The sequence below is a fragment of the Marinobacterium iners genome, from assembly GCF_017310015.1.
Taxonomy (GTDB): domain Bacteria; phylum Pseudomonadota; class Gammaproteobacteria; order Pseudomonadales; family Balneatricaceae; genus Marinobacterium; species Marinobacterium iners.
The window spans coordinates 79,236-97,739 of record NZ_CP022297.1 but is presented as its reverse complement, the minus strand read 5'-3'; the positions used below and the strand labels follow the sequence as shown (position 1 = coordinate 97,739).

Sequence of the window (18,504 nt, the reverse complement as noted above, 5' to 3'; positions counted from 1 at the left end):
TACAGCACAAGCTCTCATTCAATCATTGATTCATATTTAGGCAGTATTCCTTGCGTACCTTAGACTGTCTTCAGTCACGATAATGTCGGTGTTTTCCATAGTCTTAGGCCTGTATATATTCATGATTCTTTACGGTACCCAGCTGCAACACATTAGTATTCAGATGGCGGGAAAAGATAAAACTGTCTCAAAATAACATGTCCCAGACTTTTAACTGGTGTTAGTAATCCAGCTTGTCCCGACCGTAGATGCCAAGCGCATCCGGAACCTCTTCTCCGGAATGGGTAACCTGTTGTTCACATAAAACTGTTTAATCACACTATTTACTCAAGTGTTAGACGAATTGTAACTATTCAGCTCAAGTTCCTGCAAAAAGTTCTTGACAGGTTTTTTGTCAAAATATCTCCCAGTCCAGTGACAGTCGGTATTTCGCTTTAAAGCCTGCCTCAAGGTGCCGTACCGCCACTCTGTGGCGTCTGGCGGAGCTCTATGTCTCGGAGCGTGGGAGCAATGTAAAAGTTGCTCAGATCCGCACACAAAGCGAAAAATTTGACCTGAAAAAGTCGTGCGATAATAGGCCATCAATCGACGATACTCAGGCTCATGAAGATCAGCAATATGGATGTCGACGCCATCTTGGCGAACGTCAGACAACAGCTCCAGGACGACAAGACACTCTCGCCATCTCTGCGCGCAGCCATTGAGATGATGATGGTGCTGATCCAGATGATGACCGGCCGGCTCAACACGAACAGTACCAACAGCAGTACGCCGCCCTCCCAGGATCCGAACCGGCCCAAGAAGAGCCGCAGTAAAGGTGAGCGTAAACCGGGCGGACAGCCTGGCCGTATTGGCAAGACGCTGCAACGGGTCGAGGAGCCGGATGCGATCAAGACCGTGAAGGTCGACCGGCGCACCCTGCCTAAGGGCAGCGCATTCCGCGTGGTCGGCTATGAAAAGCGTCAGGTCTTCGATCTGGATATCAGCCGCTTCGTGACCGAGTACCAGGCCGAGATCCTGGAGAACGAACAGGGGCAACGCGTCACAGCGCCATTCCCGGCCGGTGTTGATCGTCCGGTGCAGTATGGTCCCCGCTTGAAAGCGCATGCGGTGTATCTGTCGCAGTACCAGCTGCTGCCCTACGAACGTGTCCGCGAATACTTTGAGGATCAGGTTGGTATCCCGCTCAGCGCAGGGTCGCTGTTCAACTTCAACCAAGACGCTTTCGACAAAGCTGAGGGCTTCGAGCACTGGGTTAAGGACCGTCTGGCCGAGTCGGTGCTGATTCACGCCGATGAAACCAGCATCAACATCGGTGGCCAACGCCGCTGGCTGCATTGCGCCTCGAATGATGACCTGACCTGGCTGGCGCCCCATGCTCACCGGGGTCACGAGGCGATGGAGGCCATCGGTATCCTGCCGCGCTTCCACGGCGTGCTTTGTCATGACCACTGGAAACCGTACTACCGCTATCAGTGCCGGCATGCGCTCTGTAATGCCCACCATCTGCGCGAGCTTCAGCGCGCCTGGGAGCAGGACAAACAGACCTGGGCGCAGCGCATGCAAACCCTGTTGTGCACCATGGAGGATGCCGTTAAGAGTGCGGGCGGCAGCCTGCCGCCTGAAAAGGCAGAAGGGTGGCGAAAGGCCTACCGGCAATGCCTCAAAAAAGCGGAAGACGAGTGTCCGCCACCGGATGAAAACCAACGGCAGGGCAAGCGTGGTCGGCTCAAACGCTCTCGGGCGCGCAACCTGCTGGAGCGGTTGCGCGACTATGAGGCAGATGTTTTGCGCTTTCTGGACGATCCGGCGGTCCCCTTTACGAACAACCAAGGCGAGCGTGATATCCGTATGCTCAAGGTGCAGCAGAAGATCTCTGGCTGCTTCCGCTCGATGGATGGGGCACAGATCTTCTGTCGTGTGCGCAGCTATCTGTCGACGGCGCGCAAGCAAAACCTGAGTGGTTCCGAGGCGTTGACACTGTTGTTCGAAGGACGTTTGCCGACCTTCATGGCAGCGCCAAGCGATAATCCGAAAACTTTTTAAATCAAGCCAACTGAATAGTTACGACGAATTTACCGCTGATAGAGCCCAGGTCCTGATAGCGAACACAGAAGGAATCACCTTTATTAACCTGTACCGCAGCGGTAATTGCGCCAATCATAATGAAGGAGCCTGCTGGCAGTTCTTCACCACGCTCACCCAGCATATTCGCCAGCATCGCAACCGATGCCGCAGGATGCCCAAGCACCGCAGCACCCGCGCCCACTTCAACGACTTCGCCATTGATCTCCATGACGACGCCCAAGGTTTTCAGATCCAGATCTGCCACGTCGGCCATCCGGCCACCCGTAATAAAGCGTGAGGAAGATGAGTTATCTGCAATAACGGATTTCAAATCAAATTTAAAATCTTTATAGCGAGAATCGATCACTTCAACTGCCGGCATCACAAAATCGGTTGCACGAAGTACATCACCAATATGAATGCCTGGCCCTTTCAGTGGCGCTTTAGTCACAAATGCCAGTTCAGCCTCAATCTTAGGGTGGATTAACTCATCATGCTTAACTTCACCACCTTCAGGAACTGAAAAGTAATCCGCTAGAAAACCGTAGCAAGGATGTTCAACACCCATTTGAGACATTTTCGCCCAAGAGGTCAGGCCCATCTTCATGCCAACAATTTTATTGCCACGTTCCTCTTTACGACGACGAATCTCCCACTGGATATCGAAGGCATCTCTATAGGTCATCTCCGGGAAGTCATTGGTAATCTTAGTGACTTCATAGGCTTCAAGTTCAGCCGTTTCCAGATGAATCGCCAGCTCTTCGATCTGTGACTTTGTTAACTTATTCTCTTTCGATTCAGCCATTAGATTAACCCCTTCTCTCTGGCCATTGTCAGCGCCAGGTCTTCTATCATATCTTCCTGTCCACCTACGGTTCCGCGACGGCCCAGCTCTACCAGAAGGTCTCGCGCCTGAATCCCATACTTCGCTTCTGCCCGTTTCGCAAACAGCAGGAACGACGAGTACACGCCGGCATAACCCAGTGTCAGAGCATCACGATCGACACGAATAGGTTGATCCATCATCGGCACGACTAAATCTTCCGCAACATCCATAATCTTGTACAGATCGATACCGTGGTCCGCTTCCAGCCGTACCAATGTGGCGACTAACACTTCTAATGGCGTGTTACCGGCTCCAGCACCCAGACCCGCAACCGATCCATCTATGCGAATCGCACCGGCTTCGATCGCTGCCAATGAGTTGGCTACCGCCATCCCCATATTGTGATGACCGTGGAAACCAATCTCAGTGCTAGGGTTCAGCTCTGCCCGCAGCAGACCTATCTTCTCTGTCACTTCATCCGGTAACATATAGCCCGCCGAGTCAGTACAGTAGATGCAGTTCGCCCCGTAGGACTCCATCAGCCTTGCCTGTTCTACAATCTTTTCCGGGGTAGCCATATGCGCCATCATCAGGAAGCCAACAGTATCCATCTCAAGCTTGGCTGCCAGGCCGATATGCTGTTCTGTTACATCCGCTTCGGTACAGTGGGCAGCGACACGGATAGTACTCACACCCAAGTCTTTCGCCATGCGTAGATGATCAACCGTTCCGATCCCCGGCAACAGTAATGCAGAGACCTTAGCGTTTTTCATCTTCGGAATAACTGCGCTGAGATACTCTTCATCACTGTGCGCTGGAAAACCATAGTTTACCGAGGTGCCACCTAAGCCATCACCGTGGGTGACTTCGATCAGCGGCATTCCGGCTTCATCCAAACCACGAGCAACAGCAACCATCTGCTGCGCTGAGATTTGATGACGTTTCGCATGCATGCCATCCCGCAAGCTCATATCGTGAAGTATTACTTTCTTGTCTTTAAGATTCATTGTCTTATTTCTCCACTTAGCCGCGTGCTGGCAGGGTAATGTTGCCGTTACTGGTTTCTTCAGCAAACATCTCGGCGGTGCGCAGACCCGCTGCGGTCATAATATCCAGGTTGCCAGAGTACTTAGGCAGGTAATCACCCAGACCTTCTACTTCCATAAACATGGATACTCGGTTGCCATCAAACACAGGCCCATTAACCAGGCGGTAACCCGGTACATATTTCTGTACCTCTTTCACCATGGCGTGAACCGACTCAGTAATAGCCGCTTGATCTGGCTCGCCTTCGGTAAGGCAATGAACCGTGTCACGCATCAGCAATGGTGGCTCAGCCGGGTTGATGATGATGATCGCTTTACCCTTTTTCGCACCGCCCACTTTTTCGACTGCGCTCGCAGTGGTCCGGGTGAACTCATCGATGTTCTTACGGGTACCAGGGCCGGCTGATTTAGAGGAAACCGTCGCGATAATTTCGCCATACTCTACGGGCTGAACCTGAGAGACAGCAGCCACCATCGGGATCGTCGCCTGGCCACCACAGGTCACCATATTGACGTTCATCTCTAACTCTTTTGCATGCTGCACCAGGTTTACCGGCGGCACACAGAAAGGGCCAATCGCCGCAGGCGTCAGATCGATCATGATCACACCCAGTTCGTTCAACTTGCGGCTGTTCTCCGCATGAACATAAGCAGAGGTGGCATCAAAGGCCACGCGGATGTCGTCCTCCAACACATGGGGCAGCAATCCATCAACGCCATCGGCGGTGGTTTTTATCCCCATCTCACGCGCCCGTGTCAGACCATCGGATTCCGGATCAATACCCACCATCCAAACCGGCTCAATCCACTCGGAACGTTTCATTTTCATCAGCAAATCGGTACCAATATTACCCGGTCCGATAATCACTGCTTTTAATTTCTTACTCATAAATTTCACCCTAAGCCCCTAATAAGAAGCCGATAGTTGCAAGCTGTTATACAAAGCGAACGGAAGCAGAACCGATACCACCGATACTGACGCTCATAAAGTCCCCAGCCTGAACCGGCTCAAGAGGAACTAAAGACCCGGACAAAATAACTTCACCGGCTTTAAGCGGGATACCGAATTCACCCAAGGTGTTCGCTAACCAGGCAACACAGTTAACCGGGCTACCCAATGCAGCAGCGCCTGCGCCGGTAGAAATAATAGAACCATTCTTTTCAACGACCATGCCGCAGGTCGCCAGATCCACTTTACGAGGATCTACTGCCTTATCACCCAAAATAAACAGACCGCAGGAAGCGTTATCAGCAACCGTGTCCTCAATTTTTATATTCCAGTTTTCGATACGAGAATCGACCACCTCAAAACAAGGGATCACACAATCTGTCGCAGCCAAAACATCGGCATTGGTTATTCCTGGACCCAACAAATCCTTCTTCAGAATGAAGGCTATTTCACCTTCCGCTTTAGGTTGCATCAGCTGGGTACTGATCGGCATCTCCTGGCCTTCTGAATAGGCCATAGAATCGGTAAGGAAACCAAAATCCGGTTGATGAACATTGAGCATGTTCTGAACCGCTTTTGAGGTAACACCGATCTTTTTACCGATAATTTTTTCACCTGCCGCAACACGACGTTCGATCATACGCAATGAGATGTTATAGGCATCCTCAATGTTAATGTCGTCAAAACGTTCGGTGAATGGACGTAGAGTATGGCGCTGAATCATCGCCTCATACAGCTCATCACCACAGAGGATAATCTGTTCTTTATTCATAATATTTTCTCTATTCAGTCAGAATTTCTCAGCCGCTCTCTGCAATAGAAGCCGCTGAAAAGAGCATTTAATTCGACAAGATCAAAGTTTGATGCAGACATTCTTTAGTTCGGTATAAAACTCCAGACCATGAACACCACCTTCACGACCAATACCCGATTCTTTAGCACCACCAAAGGCGGAACGCAGGTCACGTAGGAACCAGCTGTTGACCCAGGCAATACCGACTTCCATCGCTTCTGCAACGCGAGAAGCCCGGGCAGAATTTTCAGTCCAGATCGCGGCTGCCAATCCATATTTAGTATCGTTGGCCAGCTCGATCACCTCTTCTTCAGTATCGAACGGGCGAATATGACAACAAGGCCCGAATATCTCTTCTCTTATAACCCGTGCATCATCTGACAAACCGGTCCAGATAGTGGGCTCAACCCAGGCACCGGCATTCAATTCAGTCCCCATATCCGGCACACCATCACCAGTAACGATAGTTGCACCTTCTTCAACCGCCAGGCGGTAGTATGAAAGGACTTTTTCTTTGTGTTCTTGGCTTACCAGAGGCCCGAAATCCACCGTTGAATCTTCAGGGACTCCTAGCTTTAATTTTTCAACTTCTGCTTTCAGGCGTTGCACAAACGCTTCAAAAATAGGCCGTTCAACATAAACACGCTCAGTGCCCAGGCAAACCTGACCACTGCTTGCATAGTAAAAAAATCATTATTGTTAGCAATTTGGCTTTCATGGCATGCGAATATCCATGTATTTTCAAATATTAGTTCCATCTCAAGATCAAAAACATCTCGATCAGTATATGCTTCTCGTGCTATTCGATAGACCTTATCATCAGGCCTCACATCAACCCAACCTTCTACTTTTTCACGCCAGTTATTAAGCGAGTCTTTATTATTCATGTTCTTTTCTCCGCTAATGAGCAATATTGTAATAATGTATAATTCAATCCTATTTCCCTATATAACCAAAGAAAATTAATACGATCTATCCAGATTTATAGACCCTTTATCCTATTTTTAATAAAAAGATAAACACCTAGCCCGTATTTTTCATGAAAAACTAAACAAAAACGGCTGAAAGCGTTATGGTTATTGGTGTCTAGTCAATCCTTATAAACAATCAGCCGTTTACAAAGTGTTACCACATACTTTTCAGTTTTCACCCCTTTTTCGTCGTACCGTCGACGCTCAGTTCTCCGGTGGTCATATCACCAGTGATGCGGGTTTATGGATCCTGCGGGAAGTCGATCGCAAACACCAACTATCCGCTTCCCTCGCTAAACGCTTATCGGATAACCGTCAGTCAAGCAAGGTTCAGCACAGTTTAAAAGCGATGTTACAGCAGCGCCTTTTCGCTATGGCCGCTGGCTATGAAGACCTCAATGATCATCAACAACTGCGGGCTGACTTCACCGTGGAAACCGCCGTGGAGCGATTTAAACCCCTGGCCAGTACCGCAACTCTGTATCGATTCGAAGCGGCGATGGATCGGACGCTATTATCGCGTCACATCGCCTTCTCTGGGGCAGTTTATTGCGGCTCATCGCCGGGCTCCCAAGCGTATCGTGCTGGACTTTGATGCCACGGATATTCCTTTGCACGGAGATCAACCCGAGAAGTTTTTTCACGGTTACTATGATCACTATTGCTACCTGCCGCTATACGTTTTCAGTGGTCGGTTTCCGTTGCTGGCTTACCTCCGCCAGAGCAGAATCGACGGTGCTAAACATACGGGGTCCATTCTCAAATTGTTGGTCACATTTATTCGCCACCACTGGCCTGATGTGCAGATTGTTTTTCGGGGCGATAGTGGTTTCTGCCGCCAGTTAGTCCTGAATTGGTGCGAGCGTAATCGAGTTGATTACCTGGTCGGCATTGCTCGAAACAGTAATTTAGAGGCCCTGCTTGAGCCGCTCTGGAAACATGTAGAGCGGCATCATACGAAGCGTCGAAAAGAGGGCCAGACCGGGTCAACCAAAGGGTTTTGGCGTTATCGCTACCAAGCGGGTAGTTGGAAGAAAGCCCGCAGTGTGATCGACAAAGCAGAAGTGACGGATAAAGGGCGTAATCCACGCTTTGTCGTCACCTCACTGGCAGGCCATGATGCCCAGCTGTATTGCGAAGAGTACTGTGCGCGAGGTGATATGGAGAACCGGATCAAGGATCAGCACTGGACCTGTTTGCTAAACGTACCTCCAGCAAACATGGGCGGAGTAACCAATGGCGGTTAATGCTCTCTATGTTAGCGTTTGTACTGTTTGAAAAGTTGCGGGAAGTGCTGAGTTCCAAATACCGCAAACTGAGTGTGCACACCCTCCGCTTAAAGTTAATTAAGATCGCGGCAGTGGTGACGTACAACACTCGGCGAATCCGCTTTTTGATGAACGAAAACTGTCCGGATCAGAAAGAGTTTATACGGATAGCCCAGGCATTGTCACCGGGGTAGATAAAGCGAGCGCCCCCGGCTCAAACCAATGGGGGAAAGGGGGAGTTGTGTCTTGAACATGGGAAATCGAGCCCTAAAAGGCTAAATCTGAGAAATTACGGCACTCGCCGGATAATACCGAAGGGCATCCGCTGTCAGAATATGTTCATGAAAAATGCGGGCTAGGGAACCTGTGATTAAGTCCCCAGCATGAGAAAATGTTCTGCATAGTGTCAGCCAGGTACTGACAAGTTAACTTGAGCTACGAGATAATCTAGAGATGAATTCATCCCTGTCAAAGTACAAACGTCACCTTTTCCCGTCAGAAATCATCCCGCATGCGGTTTGGTTATATTATCGCTTTAACCTCAGCTATCGAGATGTAGAAGATTTGTTGGCTAAACGAGGAATCATTGTCAGCTACGAAGCGATTTCTGAAACGTCTGATTGTATCTAATCAAGGTAGACCGCGGAAGATTGCTATCGATAAGTTGGGTAGTTATCGCGTAGCTCACCGGGAGTTGATGCCTGATGTTATCCACGATACATCTCAGTATGCGAACAATAAGGCAGAGCTTTCTCATCAGCCTACCAGGGCAAGAGAGCGTGGTGTGCGGCGGTTTAAATCAATAGATCAGGCGCAGAGATTTTTAAGTGTTCATGCTGTGGTTTATAACCATTAAATCTTGGTAGGGAGATGGTTTCAGCATTGAACTATCGGAATTTCAGGGAAGGTGCGTTTAATGAATGGAGAGAAGCTACTGCTTTAAGGCTTCTCGCTTGATTCTGGTTTGGGTGATGAAGTTAACTTGTCAGTACCAGTTGGAAGCGTTGTGAGTTTCTACTGCTGCGTTAGGCATGCTAATCATCGGTAACGTGCTTTTTTTATGTTTCTCAAATAACTAGAATATGGATAGGTAAATTTCGAGGGAGCTCTCTGTAAGCACATCTACAAGAGGAGGTATTTTTTCGATCTATTTCTTTATGGGAGGATTACCTGAGTGGCTCGAGAAAAGAATTATGACAGGATAAATCGTAGGTAATGCGTACTAGATATGCGGCTGGGTTCGATCCCGTAAAATATCATGAACCACCGAGTGAGCCCTAGCTTTGTTCCCAGAGAATCACAAGCATCAGGCTTATGCTGTGACGGCGTAAATTATCCGTTGCGATGTGATACCAATGTGTGTAACCATTGGGTTGTAGTTAGCGGTAACTAATTGAATTTTAAGTTGGTTCGCAAACTGGGGGAGCCCCCGCTAGGCTCCACCAATTCCTTCCTCCCCGATAGAGGAAACCATCAGGCCACCCGAGTTCGACACTTGGCGTTATAAGCTATTGATTCGTATAGGCGGCACTGCAAAATGCTCCACTACACGATCAGGTTATCGGTGCCAACGCTGGGTTTTTCGATACTAAGAGCCTTGAAGATATCCAGCTGCTCACGGCTCATACTGGACACGCCTGTCACGGTGCTGCCACCGAGGGTTGCCTGGTGATATTGGATACGCCGTAACTGCTCCAGTGCCCGCATGGGCGAATGCTCGGAGCCTGCTGCCTTTAAGCGCATCCGCATCACGCGGTGCAGAACCAAAGCGATAAAGCAGATCATGGCATGGGCTCTGATCCGCTCAGGCAGCCGGTGGTATACCGGGCCGATTTCGATATCCGATTTCAGCGCCTTGAAGCCTCGCTCGATGTCTGCCAGTGATTTGTAGTGTTTGACCACCTCTGTTGGCGACAAGTCCTGGACGTTGGTGACCAGCAGCAGTTTGCCATCCATCAGGCGTGCACGCTTCAGGGCTTTTTCGTCAATATCGTAGCTAAACAGTTCACTTTTCAGGTCAATACGCACGATTTTGGCCAACGAGGATTCGCTGACCTCTTTGTATAAACGGGCTGTTGCACCACCATCAGACAGCTTGCGACCGCGTGTGGTCTTGCCTTCATCCTGCCGGATAAGCTTCTCGGCCAGGCGCTGTGCTTCCTCTTCAATCGCGTTGATTCTGGCATCACGGGCCACGGTTTCATCGGCGGCACGTACGGGATCGTGGGCTACGATCAGGCGCTGCTCCTGCCAGTGTGTCTCTGTGATCACTTCCGCGTCGGCGGAGTCAAAAACCGTGCGCTGCAAGGGCTCCAGGATCGGTTCGAAGTCACTATAACGACGCCCGGGAACCGCCAGAATAAACTCAACCGGTTGACCGTTCGGCAGTGTCATCTGCTTCAGCTCATCCAGGTTGTCGACCGACAGTAACCCACGGTCCGCAACCACGACAATGCGCTTAACCGGGAAGCGCTCAATGATCGTTTTCAGGGTGGGCTGAAGCGTTTTAACTTCTGCGGTGTTGCCTTCAAACACCTCGTGATACAGCGGCAGTCCTTCGGCCGTCTGAACCATGCCCAGCATGACTTGACGACGGATGCCGCCGTCCTTGGAACGCCCGTACTGCCTGAGTTCTTCGTCCTGCTCGGTCAAGCCTTCGGCACGGATGGTGGTCATGTCGTAGAAGACGACTGACAGTTCCTGATCGATCAGCGGGCGCAGCAGTTCAGTGACTTTGTCATTGACGGCATCGCGTTGGGTATTGAGCGCATCCATTGCCCGCAGCAGGTGCTGATGGTCGACTTTTTTGATACTGCCAACACCGGGAACACAGACAGTCTCCAGCCAGCGCAGCACGCCCAGTTTGGAGTCCGGCGAGGTCAGGCGATTCATGACCATAATGCGGATCAAGGCTTCGATCTGGATGCTGTGACGCGTACCGCGGAAGGCCTTGCGCAGCTGTTCAAAGCCGAGCGCATTCCAGAGCTGAGTCAGTGCCCAGACATCACCCAAGGCACGAGATGACTCAAAGCTGACGGCGGGCTTATCCGGTAGCGATCGCCCGGTAATCCGGCACAGACCTTCGACCACGGACTCCAGCTCATCACCGAGCTTGTCGAGACGGCCGAGGGTCGCAATCGTGCGTTGTTTTGGGCGGCCGTTCTCGTCTCGATAGGCTTCAACGAGCTGCACATACTTGCGAGGGCCGGACTTGGTGACTTTGACGTACATGCCATGACTTTATCATCTCTTTATGACCTTTAAAACAGAAAAGATATCCACAGGAATGCCACTACAAGGTTTTAGGCGTCTAAAAAGCGGAAACCCGCATGAATACTGGGCTGCGGTGTGTAAAAAAGACAATTTTCAGTGGATAACTGTCGAACTCGGGAGGCCAGCTCGTAGCTGGTTTTTTTGTGCCTGAAATTTATGCTTTGTATCACCTGAATCCGGGGTGGGTTAGGGGGCATTAATGGGGGCATTTTCCTGAAAATCAGCAATGCTCCTTTAAAATGCCCCCGCTATTGATGGCAGCAAGAGAGCTTCAGAAGGCTTGTGAATCTGCTTGACGAAGCTGGCGTTTTTGACCGGACTCTCTGTCAGCAAAAGTTAACTGATGATCCATCGTTGAGCTCGTGCAAGGGGACGGAAGACGTGCTTACTTTCAGATACTGATTCGCAACTATCTAAGCGTTAAGGCGTGGCTCTGTTTTGAGTGACCGAGGGGGTTTCGCCAAACAGCTTTTTATATTCGGATGAGAAACGGCCGAGGTGAGTGAATCCCCAATTCATTGCCAGGGTGGAGATGCTTTCGTGTCTGCCAAGGTTGAAAATATCGTTTCGTACCCCCTCCAGTCTTACCCGTTTAAGGTAGGCGGTTGGTGGTTCACCTAAGTAGTTTTTGAAATCCTCATAGAGCTTGTTTCTCGAAACACCAGCAACCCACTCTATATCATCAATATGGACATCGTTTTTTGCGTTGCTGCGAATATAATCGATGGTTTTGATGATGTAGGCGGGTAGTTTTCGTTTGAACGCATCCCGGATTTCATCGGAATAATTATGCGGTTGTGACGTCAGAATTCCTTTGATTAATGCCTGTTCGATATCGCGAATAAACGGTGCGCAGTTATAGAGGCTATCCGGCTTGGATAACTCCTCTTCAATCATTCGTACCGTGCGCCACCAGGCGCTGGAAGCGCCCAGGTTTGCATCCATTTTTGGCTCAAAAATCAGTGGGCGGGTGACCGGTTTTCCAAGCAGGCTTTGGAGCGTTTGTTCCATCTCCTGACGTGAAACCCGAACCAGTGTCTTGCGGCAGTTACCACTGATCGAGAGTTCACAAGGCTTGGTTGGCGAAATAATAACGCCACTGGTGATATTGGACTGGATGCTCTGTTCAGGGGTGGAAAGCTCCTGAAAACCACTCAGCGGAAGGCTGATACTGTAGCTGTTTTCAAGATCCTCGATGTTAACGGTAACATCGGTGCCATATTCTATATAGCCGATGGCGGTTGTGGTGGAAGATAAGATGTTACCCACATGTCGGAAATGCATTCTGCGGGAATTGTAAACCTGCAGATCGTGAGGTCCGCATATATTGGACATCCATGATACCGCACCCACAGTATCCTGAATATCAGCTGATAATTTCTTAGATGCATCGCCTTTAAAGAGGCTCGTATGTTCCAGCATAGTAAAAACCAAATGGTCTCAGCCCCGACTCGATTATTGTTTGAATTGTTTGTTCTGGTAATTTTTTGATGTCGAACGGTGGAGGGCTAGTTAAAACTAGCATGCGCCCCCGAGGAGGGTCAATATTTTCGGTTTGGCTGCATGAGAGCCTTCATCCTGGCTGTCAAGGATGAATATTACCTGATTCCGTGACTTACAACCCCACTCACACCTCTACAACACTGTAACCACGCGGCCTGCGGCGGTAATATGGACGCCATTCTCGATTCACCCAGGCAGTGATATCTGACTATGCGTACCTTCAAGCTTGAACAGTCAAAAACCGAGATTATCACACCCCACGGTGGTCTGGCGCTGGTTGGGCACAGCGTGAACAGGATGACCTCTCTGGCTAAGACCTCGCGCTCCATCGTCAAGCGCCATGGCATCGCCAACATCGACCTCATCCGTACCTACCTGGGGTTGATTTGCCTTGGCAAGAGCGACTTCGAAGCGGTCGAGCACGCACGCCATGATCCCTTCTTCAAAGCGGCCATGGGCATCAAGCAATCACCTTCATCGGCCCGGCTGCGTCAGCGCTTTGATGAAGATGCCCGCGCACTGATCCCGTTATTGGATGAGGCCAGCGTCGAGTTTCTGTGTAACGCTTCGGTGCCTATCGGCACACTCACCACCGGGCACGTGCCACTGGATATGGACGTGTTTCCCATGGACAACAGCAACAGTAAAAAAGAGGGCGTGGCCTATACCTACAAGGGGCATGACGGTTATGCCCCCATCGCGGCCTACCTGGGCACGGAGGGCTGGTGTCTGGGCTGTGAGCTGCGACCGGGTAACCAACATGCCAATAAAGAGTTTATTCACACCCTCGACCGGGTGCTGCCTCGAGTCCGAGAGCTGACCGATGCACCGCTACTGGTACGTCTTGACAGCGCCCATGATGCCGCCGAGAACCGGGGGTACTTCCGTGCGCACGGGGCAGACTACCTGATTAAGTGGAACCCCCGCTCACAAGATGGACTGGCCTGGGTCGACAAGGCTCATGCGGCCGGCGCACTTTGGTGCCATACCCGACCGGGCAAAATGGAAACGCTGGTAAGCGAACCGCTGGATGGCACGGACGACCGCCTGATCGTCAAGGTGACGGTGCGCCAGAGTGACAGTTCAGGACAGCTGTTTTTGGAGCCGGAGGTCAGCCTGGAGGGCTGGACGACTTCACTCACATCGGACGCAGCAGATAACGCCAAGGTCATTGCGCTCTACCAGGATCACGCCACCAGCGAACAGTTCCACAGTGAGTTCAAGACTGATCTGGATCTCGAACGTTTGCCGTCAGGGAAGTTCGATACCAACGACCTGGTCATAGCCTTTGCCGTACTGGGCTACAACATACTGCGTTGGATGGGACAGAACGCGCTATTGGGGCCGGATGCACCGGTGCGTCATCCGGCCAAGCGTCGGCGGCTGAAAACCGTGATTCAGGAACTGATGTATATGGCCTGTCGCTTAGTCAGCAGCGGTCGTCGTCTCCACCTGCGCTTCGGACGACATTGTCCCGGTTTCGGGGCATTCAGTCGCGTCTACGGGCTGGCCTGATCCGGACTGTCGGATTTACAGCCATTCAAAATAGCCACACGCCCGAGCGCCATGCATGGCAGGGTATGCCTTGGCCTGCAGACAGAATCGAGACGAAATACTGCGGTGAGAAGCATGATCGATGCTGCAGTGGCGTAGATTAACCCGGTACACGTTAGATAAGATCGAGCTGTGTTAAAGAGCGAGGTCGTCTTCAGTGCTGGGTGCTGCAACAGCGGGTGAAGTCACTGATTCAGGAAAGTATTATCAATGGCCTATCTGGGTGGTGGTCTCAGTTCCAGTGGGCGTTTTGCTGTCATATGTCGGTGCTGCACTCCTGTTACCCAGGCTCGAACTTCGAAGGGACCAGATTGGCGATAATACTTACTACCTCGGATTCCTATTCACGCTGATTAGCCTTACGGTTACCCTGATTCAATACAGTGACAACGCCGAAGATGACTTCATCGTGTCCAATTTTGGTGTCGCACTTGCTGCAACGGTGGTCGGGATCTTTCTTCGAAGTCTACTGTCTCAAATGCGCAAAGACGTTGTCGGTGTTGAGAAAGAGATGCACGCCACACTGCGAGACGCTTCGATGCGGCTACGCAGTCAAATGGCGGTTGCCAGCGAGAACTTTGGTTCTCTTCATCGTCAGATGGCGCAGGTGACAGAGGAGTCGGCCGTTTCCATCGCGCAAGCACACGATGCCCTCGCTAAGGGGTTGAATGATGTCGTAGCGGAACGAGTTAGAGCACTGGATGAGGTTGTAAAAGCGAGTTCCGCATCGGTCAATAAACGAACCGAGCACATCTGCGAAGAGCTGGAGCGAACGACGCAAGAATTGGTGAATACAGTCAAGGCTGAACAGAGTGCGCTGGTTAATGCGGCGTCTGCTGCCAAACGATCCATTTCTAAGTTTGAGAATATAACGGTGGATACTAGCGCATTATCGGGCATTGAAGACGCTATCGTGCAGTTCAGCGGATCCGTTAATCAGAAGCTCAATGAAGTGGCCAAGGCATCATCAAGTGATGTCGAATATTTGGCTAAGGCGAGCCTCAGTGTCGCCCAGACTGCCGAAACAATCGAGGAATCACTTGCTGATCGGCTCGAGCTGGCAGCCCAGCAGACAAGTGCAATGGAAGCTTTGGCTAAAAGGCTGGAAGCTTTAGAAGGTGGACTGATCCGACGGACTGAAGACATACAGATGCTCGAGGCTCAAGCTCAAACGATCGAACGTCTTACAGATCGACTTCAGCACATAGAGAATAAGCTCGACGGTAGGGTAGAGGCTGTAACCCCAGTTATTGCAGAGGGTTCAACGGAGGGTTCGTCCGATATCGCTTTCGGTATGACCGCTATTCGGGATGACAATCGTTAATGGCCGTTCAGGACTCAGATCTTAATGGTGTAATCAATACACAGTCCGAACAGTACCGGCGTGGGCAGATTCTCGGATTCACCATGGCCGAGATTATGCTCGTGCTGTTGTTTCTGTTATTGCTTTTGCTTGGATCGAAAATTAAAGCTCTGAGTGAAGAGCTCAAAGCGGCATTTGCGCCTGATACGACTGAACACCAAGCTGCGAGTAGGCTCAACGAAGAGATCCAGGATCTAAAGGACAAGGGTATCGTTGACGAGTCAAAAGACATTCTATGGCTAACAGAGCGTCTTTTGCTCTCTGCCGATGCGATTCTGTCAAGCGGTAGTAAGAATCAGAATGATCAAATCGATCATTTACTTGAAGAGAATAGAAAGCTCGAACTCCGGAATGTTGCTCTGGAAGAGAAGGTTTCCGGCCTTGAAAAAACGATTGAATACCTGACAGATGCGTCTAAACCCACTGAAATTCCAGGGTTTGATCCAAGTGACATAGGCGAGTTATTCAGCACAGTCAGAAGCAGTGGTCTGAAGCCGGGAGAGGCGAAACAGTGTCTAGCTGACTGTGGCGGTGGTCCGAAAGCGTGCTGGGGGGATAGCATCAGGAACCCGGACTATATCTACAATGTTGGTCTTTACGACAACCAACTATACGTGACGCCTAACCCAGATAATGTGGCAAGAAATCAGAACGACTGGGACTCATTACCGAATGAGCTTCGGATTACCGAGCCGGTGATGCTGACTCGAGCTCAGTTCCAGTCGAGATTCTCGAAATTGTTAGCGCACGGTCGTAGGAACGATTGTGTCTATCATGTGTGCGCCAGGCATGGCGCGTAGCGCCTTGACGGGCGCTGTTCCGATGCGCGTGGTGGCGGTCGGATGACTTGGAGGTGCAAGTCCTCTGTGGGCCCGGCAAGGGGAACCACTAGCCGAACGGCAAGGGTGTCCACCGCGAGATGGAATCTGAAGGAAGCCGAAGGCAAAGCACTGACCTGACGAATAGAAATCGCATACGAGGCGGCAGCTGTGGGTGAGGAGTCGCATATCTCCAAAGCCCGGTACTTGCACGGAGCAGCGGTCGTATATGCGGCAGGTATAAGTGTGAAGGTCACGTGTCTTACCCTGGGAGGTCTGCTGTCCTGCCTCTGGCTACGGCTGTCGTGAGGCGGCTGGATGGGACTGCAGAATTCAGCAGACGCCATAGTAGGTGGCTTACCGGTCACTGAAGGGCTGAACATGATAGACGAATCGGGAGCCCTGCCCCTTGATGACCCTGAACAACACTGAACAGATGGCTGAGACGCCATCACTTGCCGAGGAGGTGACCGGGCAGAACCCGGTTGCGGTCCCGTGCGAGGTGTTGCCGGTTACAGCGGGCGCAGGATCACTGCCGAGCGAGGCTGACATGGACCTGATGTCAGCGGTACTGGCCCGTGGCAACATGCTGCTGGCCTACGATCGGGTTCGTCGCAATAAAGGCGCGCCCGGGGTGGATGGGATGACAGTCGAGGCGCTCAAGCCTTACCTGAAAACCCATTGGCCCGAGATCAAACAGCAACTGTTGGAGGGGCGGTATACACCCCAGCCGGTGCGCAAGGTTGAAATCCCCAAACCCGGGGGAGGCACCCGTATGCTGGGTATTCCCTGTGTTCTGGATCGCCTGATCCAACAGGCATTGCATCAAGTACTCAGTCCACGCTTTGAACCCACGTTCTCTGATCACAGTTACGGCTTCCGACCGGGACGCAGTGCCGCTCAGGCGGTCCTGCAGGCCCGATCCTACATGGAAGAGGGACGACGCTGGGTGGTCGATATCGATCTGGAAGCGTTCTTTGACCGGGTCAACCACGACATCCTGATGTCGCGGTTGGCGCGCAGGATCATGGATGCACGTGTCTTGAAACTGATCCGTACCTATTTACAGGCCGGGATCATGGAAGGAGGCGTGGTAACGGCGCGGCGGGAAGGCACGCCACAAGGCGGCCCCCTCTCGCCGTTGCTGTCCAATATCCTGTTGACGGATCTGGATCGAGAACTGGAACGGCGGGGCCACCGGTTCTGCCGGTACGCGGATGACTGCAACATCTACGTGAAAAGCCGAAAGGCGGGAGAACGTGTTCTTGCCTCATTGACCGACTATCTTGAGCAGCGGCTCAAACTTCGCGTCAATCGGGACAAAAGCGCGGTCGATCGTCCCTGGAACAGGAGTTTCCTGGGCTACAGCGTGGATAAGCGCAAGCGGAACATCCGTCTTAAAGTGGCAGACAAGTCGTTGAAACGGCTTAGAACCACGATCAAGGGGGTGCTTCGCAGAGGTCGAGGACAGAGGATCTATCGGACAGTCGAGATACTGACCCCGAAACTGCGGGGCTGGATCAACTACTTCCGCTATAGCGATGTGAAAGGGAGCTTCGAGGCGCTGGACGGTTGGATCCGTCGGCATCTGCGCAAAATCCTCTGGCGTCAATGGAAGCGGCCGTCCACCCGTGCCAGGATGCTGGTGCGACTGGGGCTGTCTGAAGACAGGTCTTGGCGCAGTGCCATCAATGGGCGTGGCCCTTGGTGGAACTCGTGCGCCTCGCATTTGAATCAGGCGCTGCCGAAGAAGGTGTTTGATCGAATCGGACTGGTATCGTTGATGGATCAGTATCGTCGGCTTAAATGCGTATCATGAACCGCCGTATGCGGAACCGCACGTACGGTGGTGTGAGAGGACGGAGGTCGCAAGACCTCCTCCTACTCGATGCGTTTGATCGATGTTCAGACATCTAGTAAAGAAATCTATAAGTCACAACGGCAACTGGTAGAGAACAGTGTATATATTTCACACCGATCTAATTGGAGCTCTGAGTACGGTGCTCTGCCCAAAGTGCCGAATCGTTAGAGTGTACGATAATTTTTGGCTATTACGGTAAATGAACGCGACCG

15 protein-coding genes and 1 pseudogene are annotated in these 18,504 nt (G+C 51.4%); 8 read left to right on the top strand and 8 right to left on the bottom strand.

Going from position 1 to position 18,504, the window contains the following annotated elements:
* The first annotated feature begins 603 nt into the window (after nucleotides 1-603).
* Nucleotides 604-2,046, top strand: a complete 1,443-nt coding sequence (tnpC, locus tag CFI10_RS00450) for an IS66 family transposase (RefSeq protein WP_206834310.1) — start codon at nucleotides 604-606, stop codon at nucleotides 2,044-2,046.
* A 1-nt stretch (nucleotide 2,047) separates the two neighbouring features.
* Here the strand turns inward: tnpC and dmpH are convergent, their stop codons facing one another.
* From dmpH to CFI10_RS00420, 6 genes are all read right to left on the bottom strand, one after another.
* Complete coding sequence (gene dmpH, locus CFI10_RS00445; RefSeq protein WP_206837841.1) at nucleotides 2,048-2,872, bottom strand: 2-oxo-3-hexenedioate decarboxylase; 825 nt, start codon at nucleotides 2,870-2,872, stop codon at nucleotides 2,048-2,050.
* Nucleotides 2,872-3,900: a 4-hydroxy-2-oxovalerate aldolase gene (gene dmpG / locus CFI10_RS00440; protein ID WP_206837838.1), complete on the bottom strand. Its 1,029-nt coding sequence runs from the start codon at nucleotides 3,898-3,900 to the stop codon at nucleotides 2,872-2,874. The genes dmpH and dmpG overlap by 1 nt, the downstream gene beginning before the upstream one ends.
* A 16-nt stretch (nucleotides 3,901-3,916) precedes the next feature.
* Complete coding sequence (locus CFI10_RS00435) at nucleotides 3,917-4,828, bottom strand: acetaldehyde dehydrogenase (acetylating) (protein ID WP_206837835.1); 912 nt, start codon at nucleotides 4,826-4,828, stop codon at nucleotides 3,917-3,919.
* A 46-nt stretch (nucleotides 4,829-4,874) separates the two neighbouring features.
* Nucleotides 4,875-5,660, bottom strand: a complete 786-nt coding sequence (gene dmpE, locus CFI10_RS00430) for a 2-oxopent-4-enoate hydratase (RefSeq protein ID WP_206837831.1) — start codon at nucleotides 5,658-5,660, stop codon at nucleotides 4,875-4,877.
* 81 nt (nucleotides 5,661-5,741) lie between these two features.
* Nucleotides 5,742-6,305: an aldehyde dehydrogenase family protein gene (locus CFI10_RS00425; RefSeq protein ID WP_242530208.1), complete on the bottom strand. Its 564-nt coding sequence runs from the start codon at nucleotides 6,303-6,305 to the stop codon at nucleotides 5,742-5,744.
* Nucleotides 6,278-6,568, bottom strand: coding sequence for a hypothetical protein (locus CFI10_RS00420; RefSeq protein WP_206837828.1), 291 nt, complete (start codon nucleotides 6,566-6,568; stop codon nucleotides 6,278-6,280). The genes CFI10_RS00425 and CFI10_RS00420 overlap by 28 nt, the downstream gene beginning before the upstream one ends.
* Before the next feature lie 235 nt (nucleotides 6,569-6,803).
* On the opposite strand from CFI10_RS00420, the gene CFI10_RS19305 reads away from it, so the two are divergent.
* The 3 genes and pseudogenes from CFI10_RS19305 (at nucleotide 6,804) to CFI10_RS19410 (ending at nucleotide 8,776) form a co-directional block, all read left to right on the top strand.
* Entirely contained in the window at nucleotides 6,804-7,247 is a 444-nt protein-coding gene (locus tag CFI10_RS19305) for a transposase (protein WP_277987735.1), read from the top strand.
* A pseudogene (locus tag CFI10_RS00415) lies at nucleotides 7,234-8,114 on the top strand (IS1380 family transposase). Before CFI10_RS19305 ends, CFI10_RS00415 begins: the two are co-directional and overlap by 14 nt.
* A gap of 392 nt (nucleotides 8,115-8,506) precedes the next feature.
* Nucleotides 8,507-8,776: a DDE-type integrase/transposase/recombinase gene (locus CFI10_RS19410; RefSeq protein WP_425270421.1), complete on the top strand. Its 270-nt coding sequence runs from the start codon at nucleotides 8,507-8,509 to the stop codon at nucleotides 8,774-8,776.
* Between the two features lie 689 nt (nucleotides 8,777-9,465).
* On the opposite strand, the gene CFI10_RS00405 is transcribed toward CFI10_RS19410, so the two are convergent.
* Complete coding sequence (locus tag CFI10_RS00405; protein ID WP_206837824.1) at nucleotides 9,466-11,151, bottom strand: IS1634 family transposase; 1,686 nt, start codon at nucleotides 11,149-11,151, stop codon at nucleotides 9,466-9,468.
* A gap of 462 nt (nucleotides 11,152-11,613) precedes the next feature.
* Complete coding sequence (locus CFI10_RS00400) at nucleotides 11,614-12,615, bottom strand: AraC family transcriptional regulator (protein WP_206837820.1); 1,002 nt, start codon at nucleotides 12,613-12,615, stop codon at nucleotides 11,614-11,616.
* A 291-nt stretch (nucleotides 12,616-12,906) separates the two neighbouring features.
* Between CFI10_RS00400 and CFI10_RS00395 the strand changes: the two genes are divergently transcribed.
* The 4 genes from CFI10_RS00395 (at nucleotide 12,907) to ltrA (ending at nucleotide 18,250) form a co-directional block, all read left to right on the top strand.
* Nucleotides 12,907-14,211 (top strand): IS1380 family transposase, encoded by a 1,305-nt coding sequence (locus CFI10_RS00395; protein WP_206834329.1) that lies wholly within the window; start codon nucleotides 12,907-12,909, stop codon nucleotides 14,209-14,211.
* Nucleotides 14,212-14,407: 196 nt separating this feature from the next.
* The gene (locus CFI10_RS00390) at nucleotides 14,408-15,574 is read left to right on the top strand and encodes a hypothetical protein (RefSeq protein WP_206837816.1); all 1,167 of its coding nucleotides are present in this window, start codon (nucleotides 14,408-14,410) and stop codon (nucleotides 15,572-15,574) included.
* Nucleotides 15,574-16,413: a hypothetical protein gene (locus tag CFI10_RS00385; RefSeq protein WP_206837813.1), complete on the top strand. Its 840-nt coding sequence runs from the start codon at nucleotides 15,574-15,576 to the stop codon at nucleotides 16,411-16,413. Before CFI10_RS00390 ends, CFI10_RS00385 begins: the two co-directional genes overlap by 1 nt.
* 430 nt (nucleotides 16,414-16,843) lie before the next feature.
* Nucleotides 16,844-18,250, top strand: a complete 1,407-nt coding sequence (ltrA, locus tag CFI10_RS00380) for a group II intron reverse transcriptase/maturase (protein ID WP_242530065.1) — start codon at nucleotides 16,844-16,846, stop codon at nucleotides 18,248-18,250.
* The last annotated feature ends 254 nt before the right edge of the window (nucleotides 18,251-18,504 follow it).

Coding starts and splice junctions, on each gene's coding strand:
- tnpC (WP_206834310.1), top strand. CDS start 604: ATGAAGATCAGCAATATGGATGTCGACGCCATCTTGGCGAACGTCAGA.
- dmpG (WP_206837838.1), bottom strand. CDS start 3,900: ATGAATCTTAAAGACAAGAAAGTAATACTTCACGATATGAGCTTGCGG.
- dmpE (WP_206837831.1), bottom strand. CDS start 5,660: ATGAATAAAGAACAGATTATCCTCTGTGGTGATGAGCTGTATGAGGCG.
- CFI10_RS00400 (WP_206837820.1), bottom strand. CDS start 12,615: ATGCTGGAACATACGAGCCTCTTTAAAGGCGATGCATCTAAGAAATTA.
- CFI10_RS00435 (WP_206837835.1), bottom strand. CDS start 4,828: ATGAGTAAGAAATTAAAAGCAGTGATTATCGGACCGGGTAATATTGGT.
- CFI10_RS00395 (WP_206834329.1), top strand. CDS start 12,907: ATGCGTACCTTCAAGCTTGAACAGTCAAAAACCGAGATTATCACACCC.
- CFI10_RS00405 (WP_206837824.1), bottom strand. CDS start 11,151: ATGTACGTCAAAGTCACCAAGTCCGGCCCTCGCAAGTATGTGCAGCTC.
- ltrA (WP_242530065.1), top strand. CDS start 16,844: ATGACCCTGAACAACACTGAACAGATGGCTGAGACGCCATCACTTGCC.
- CFI10_RS00385 (WP_206837813.1), top strand. CDS start 15,574: ATGGCCGTTCAGGACTCAGATCTTAATGGTGTAATCAATACACAGTCC.
- CFI10_RS00420 (WP_206837828.1), bottom strand. CDS start 6,568: ATGAATAATAAAGACTCGCTTAATAACTGGCGTGAAAAAGTAGAAGGT.
- dmpH (WP_206837841.1), bottom strand. CDS start 2,872: ATGGCTGAATCGAAAGAGAATAAGTTAACAAAGTCACAGATCGAAGAG.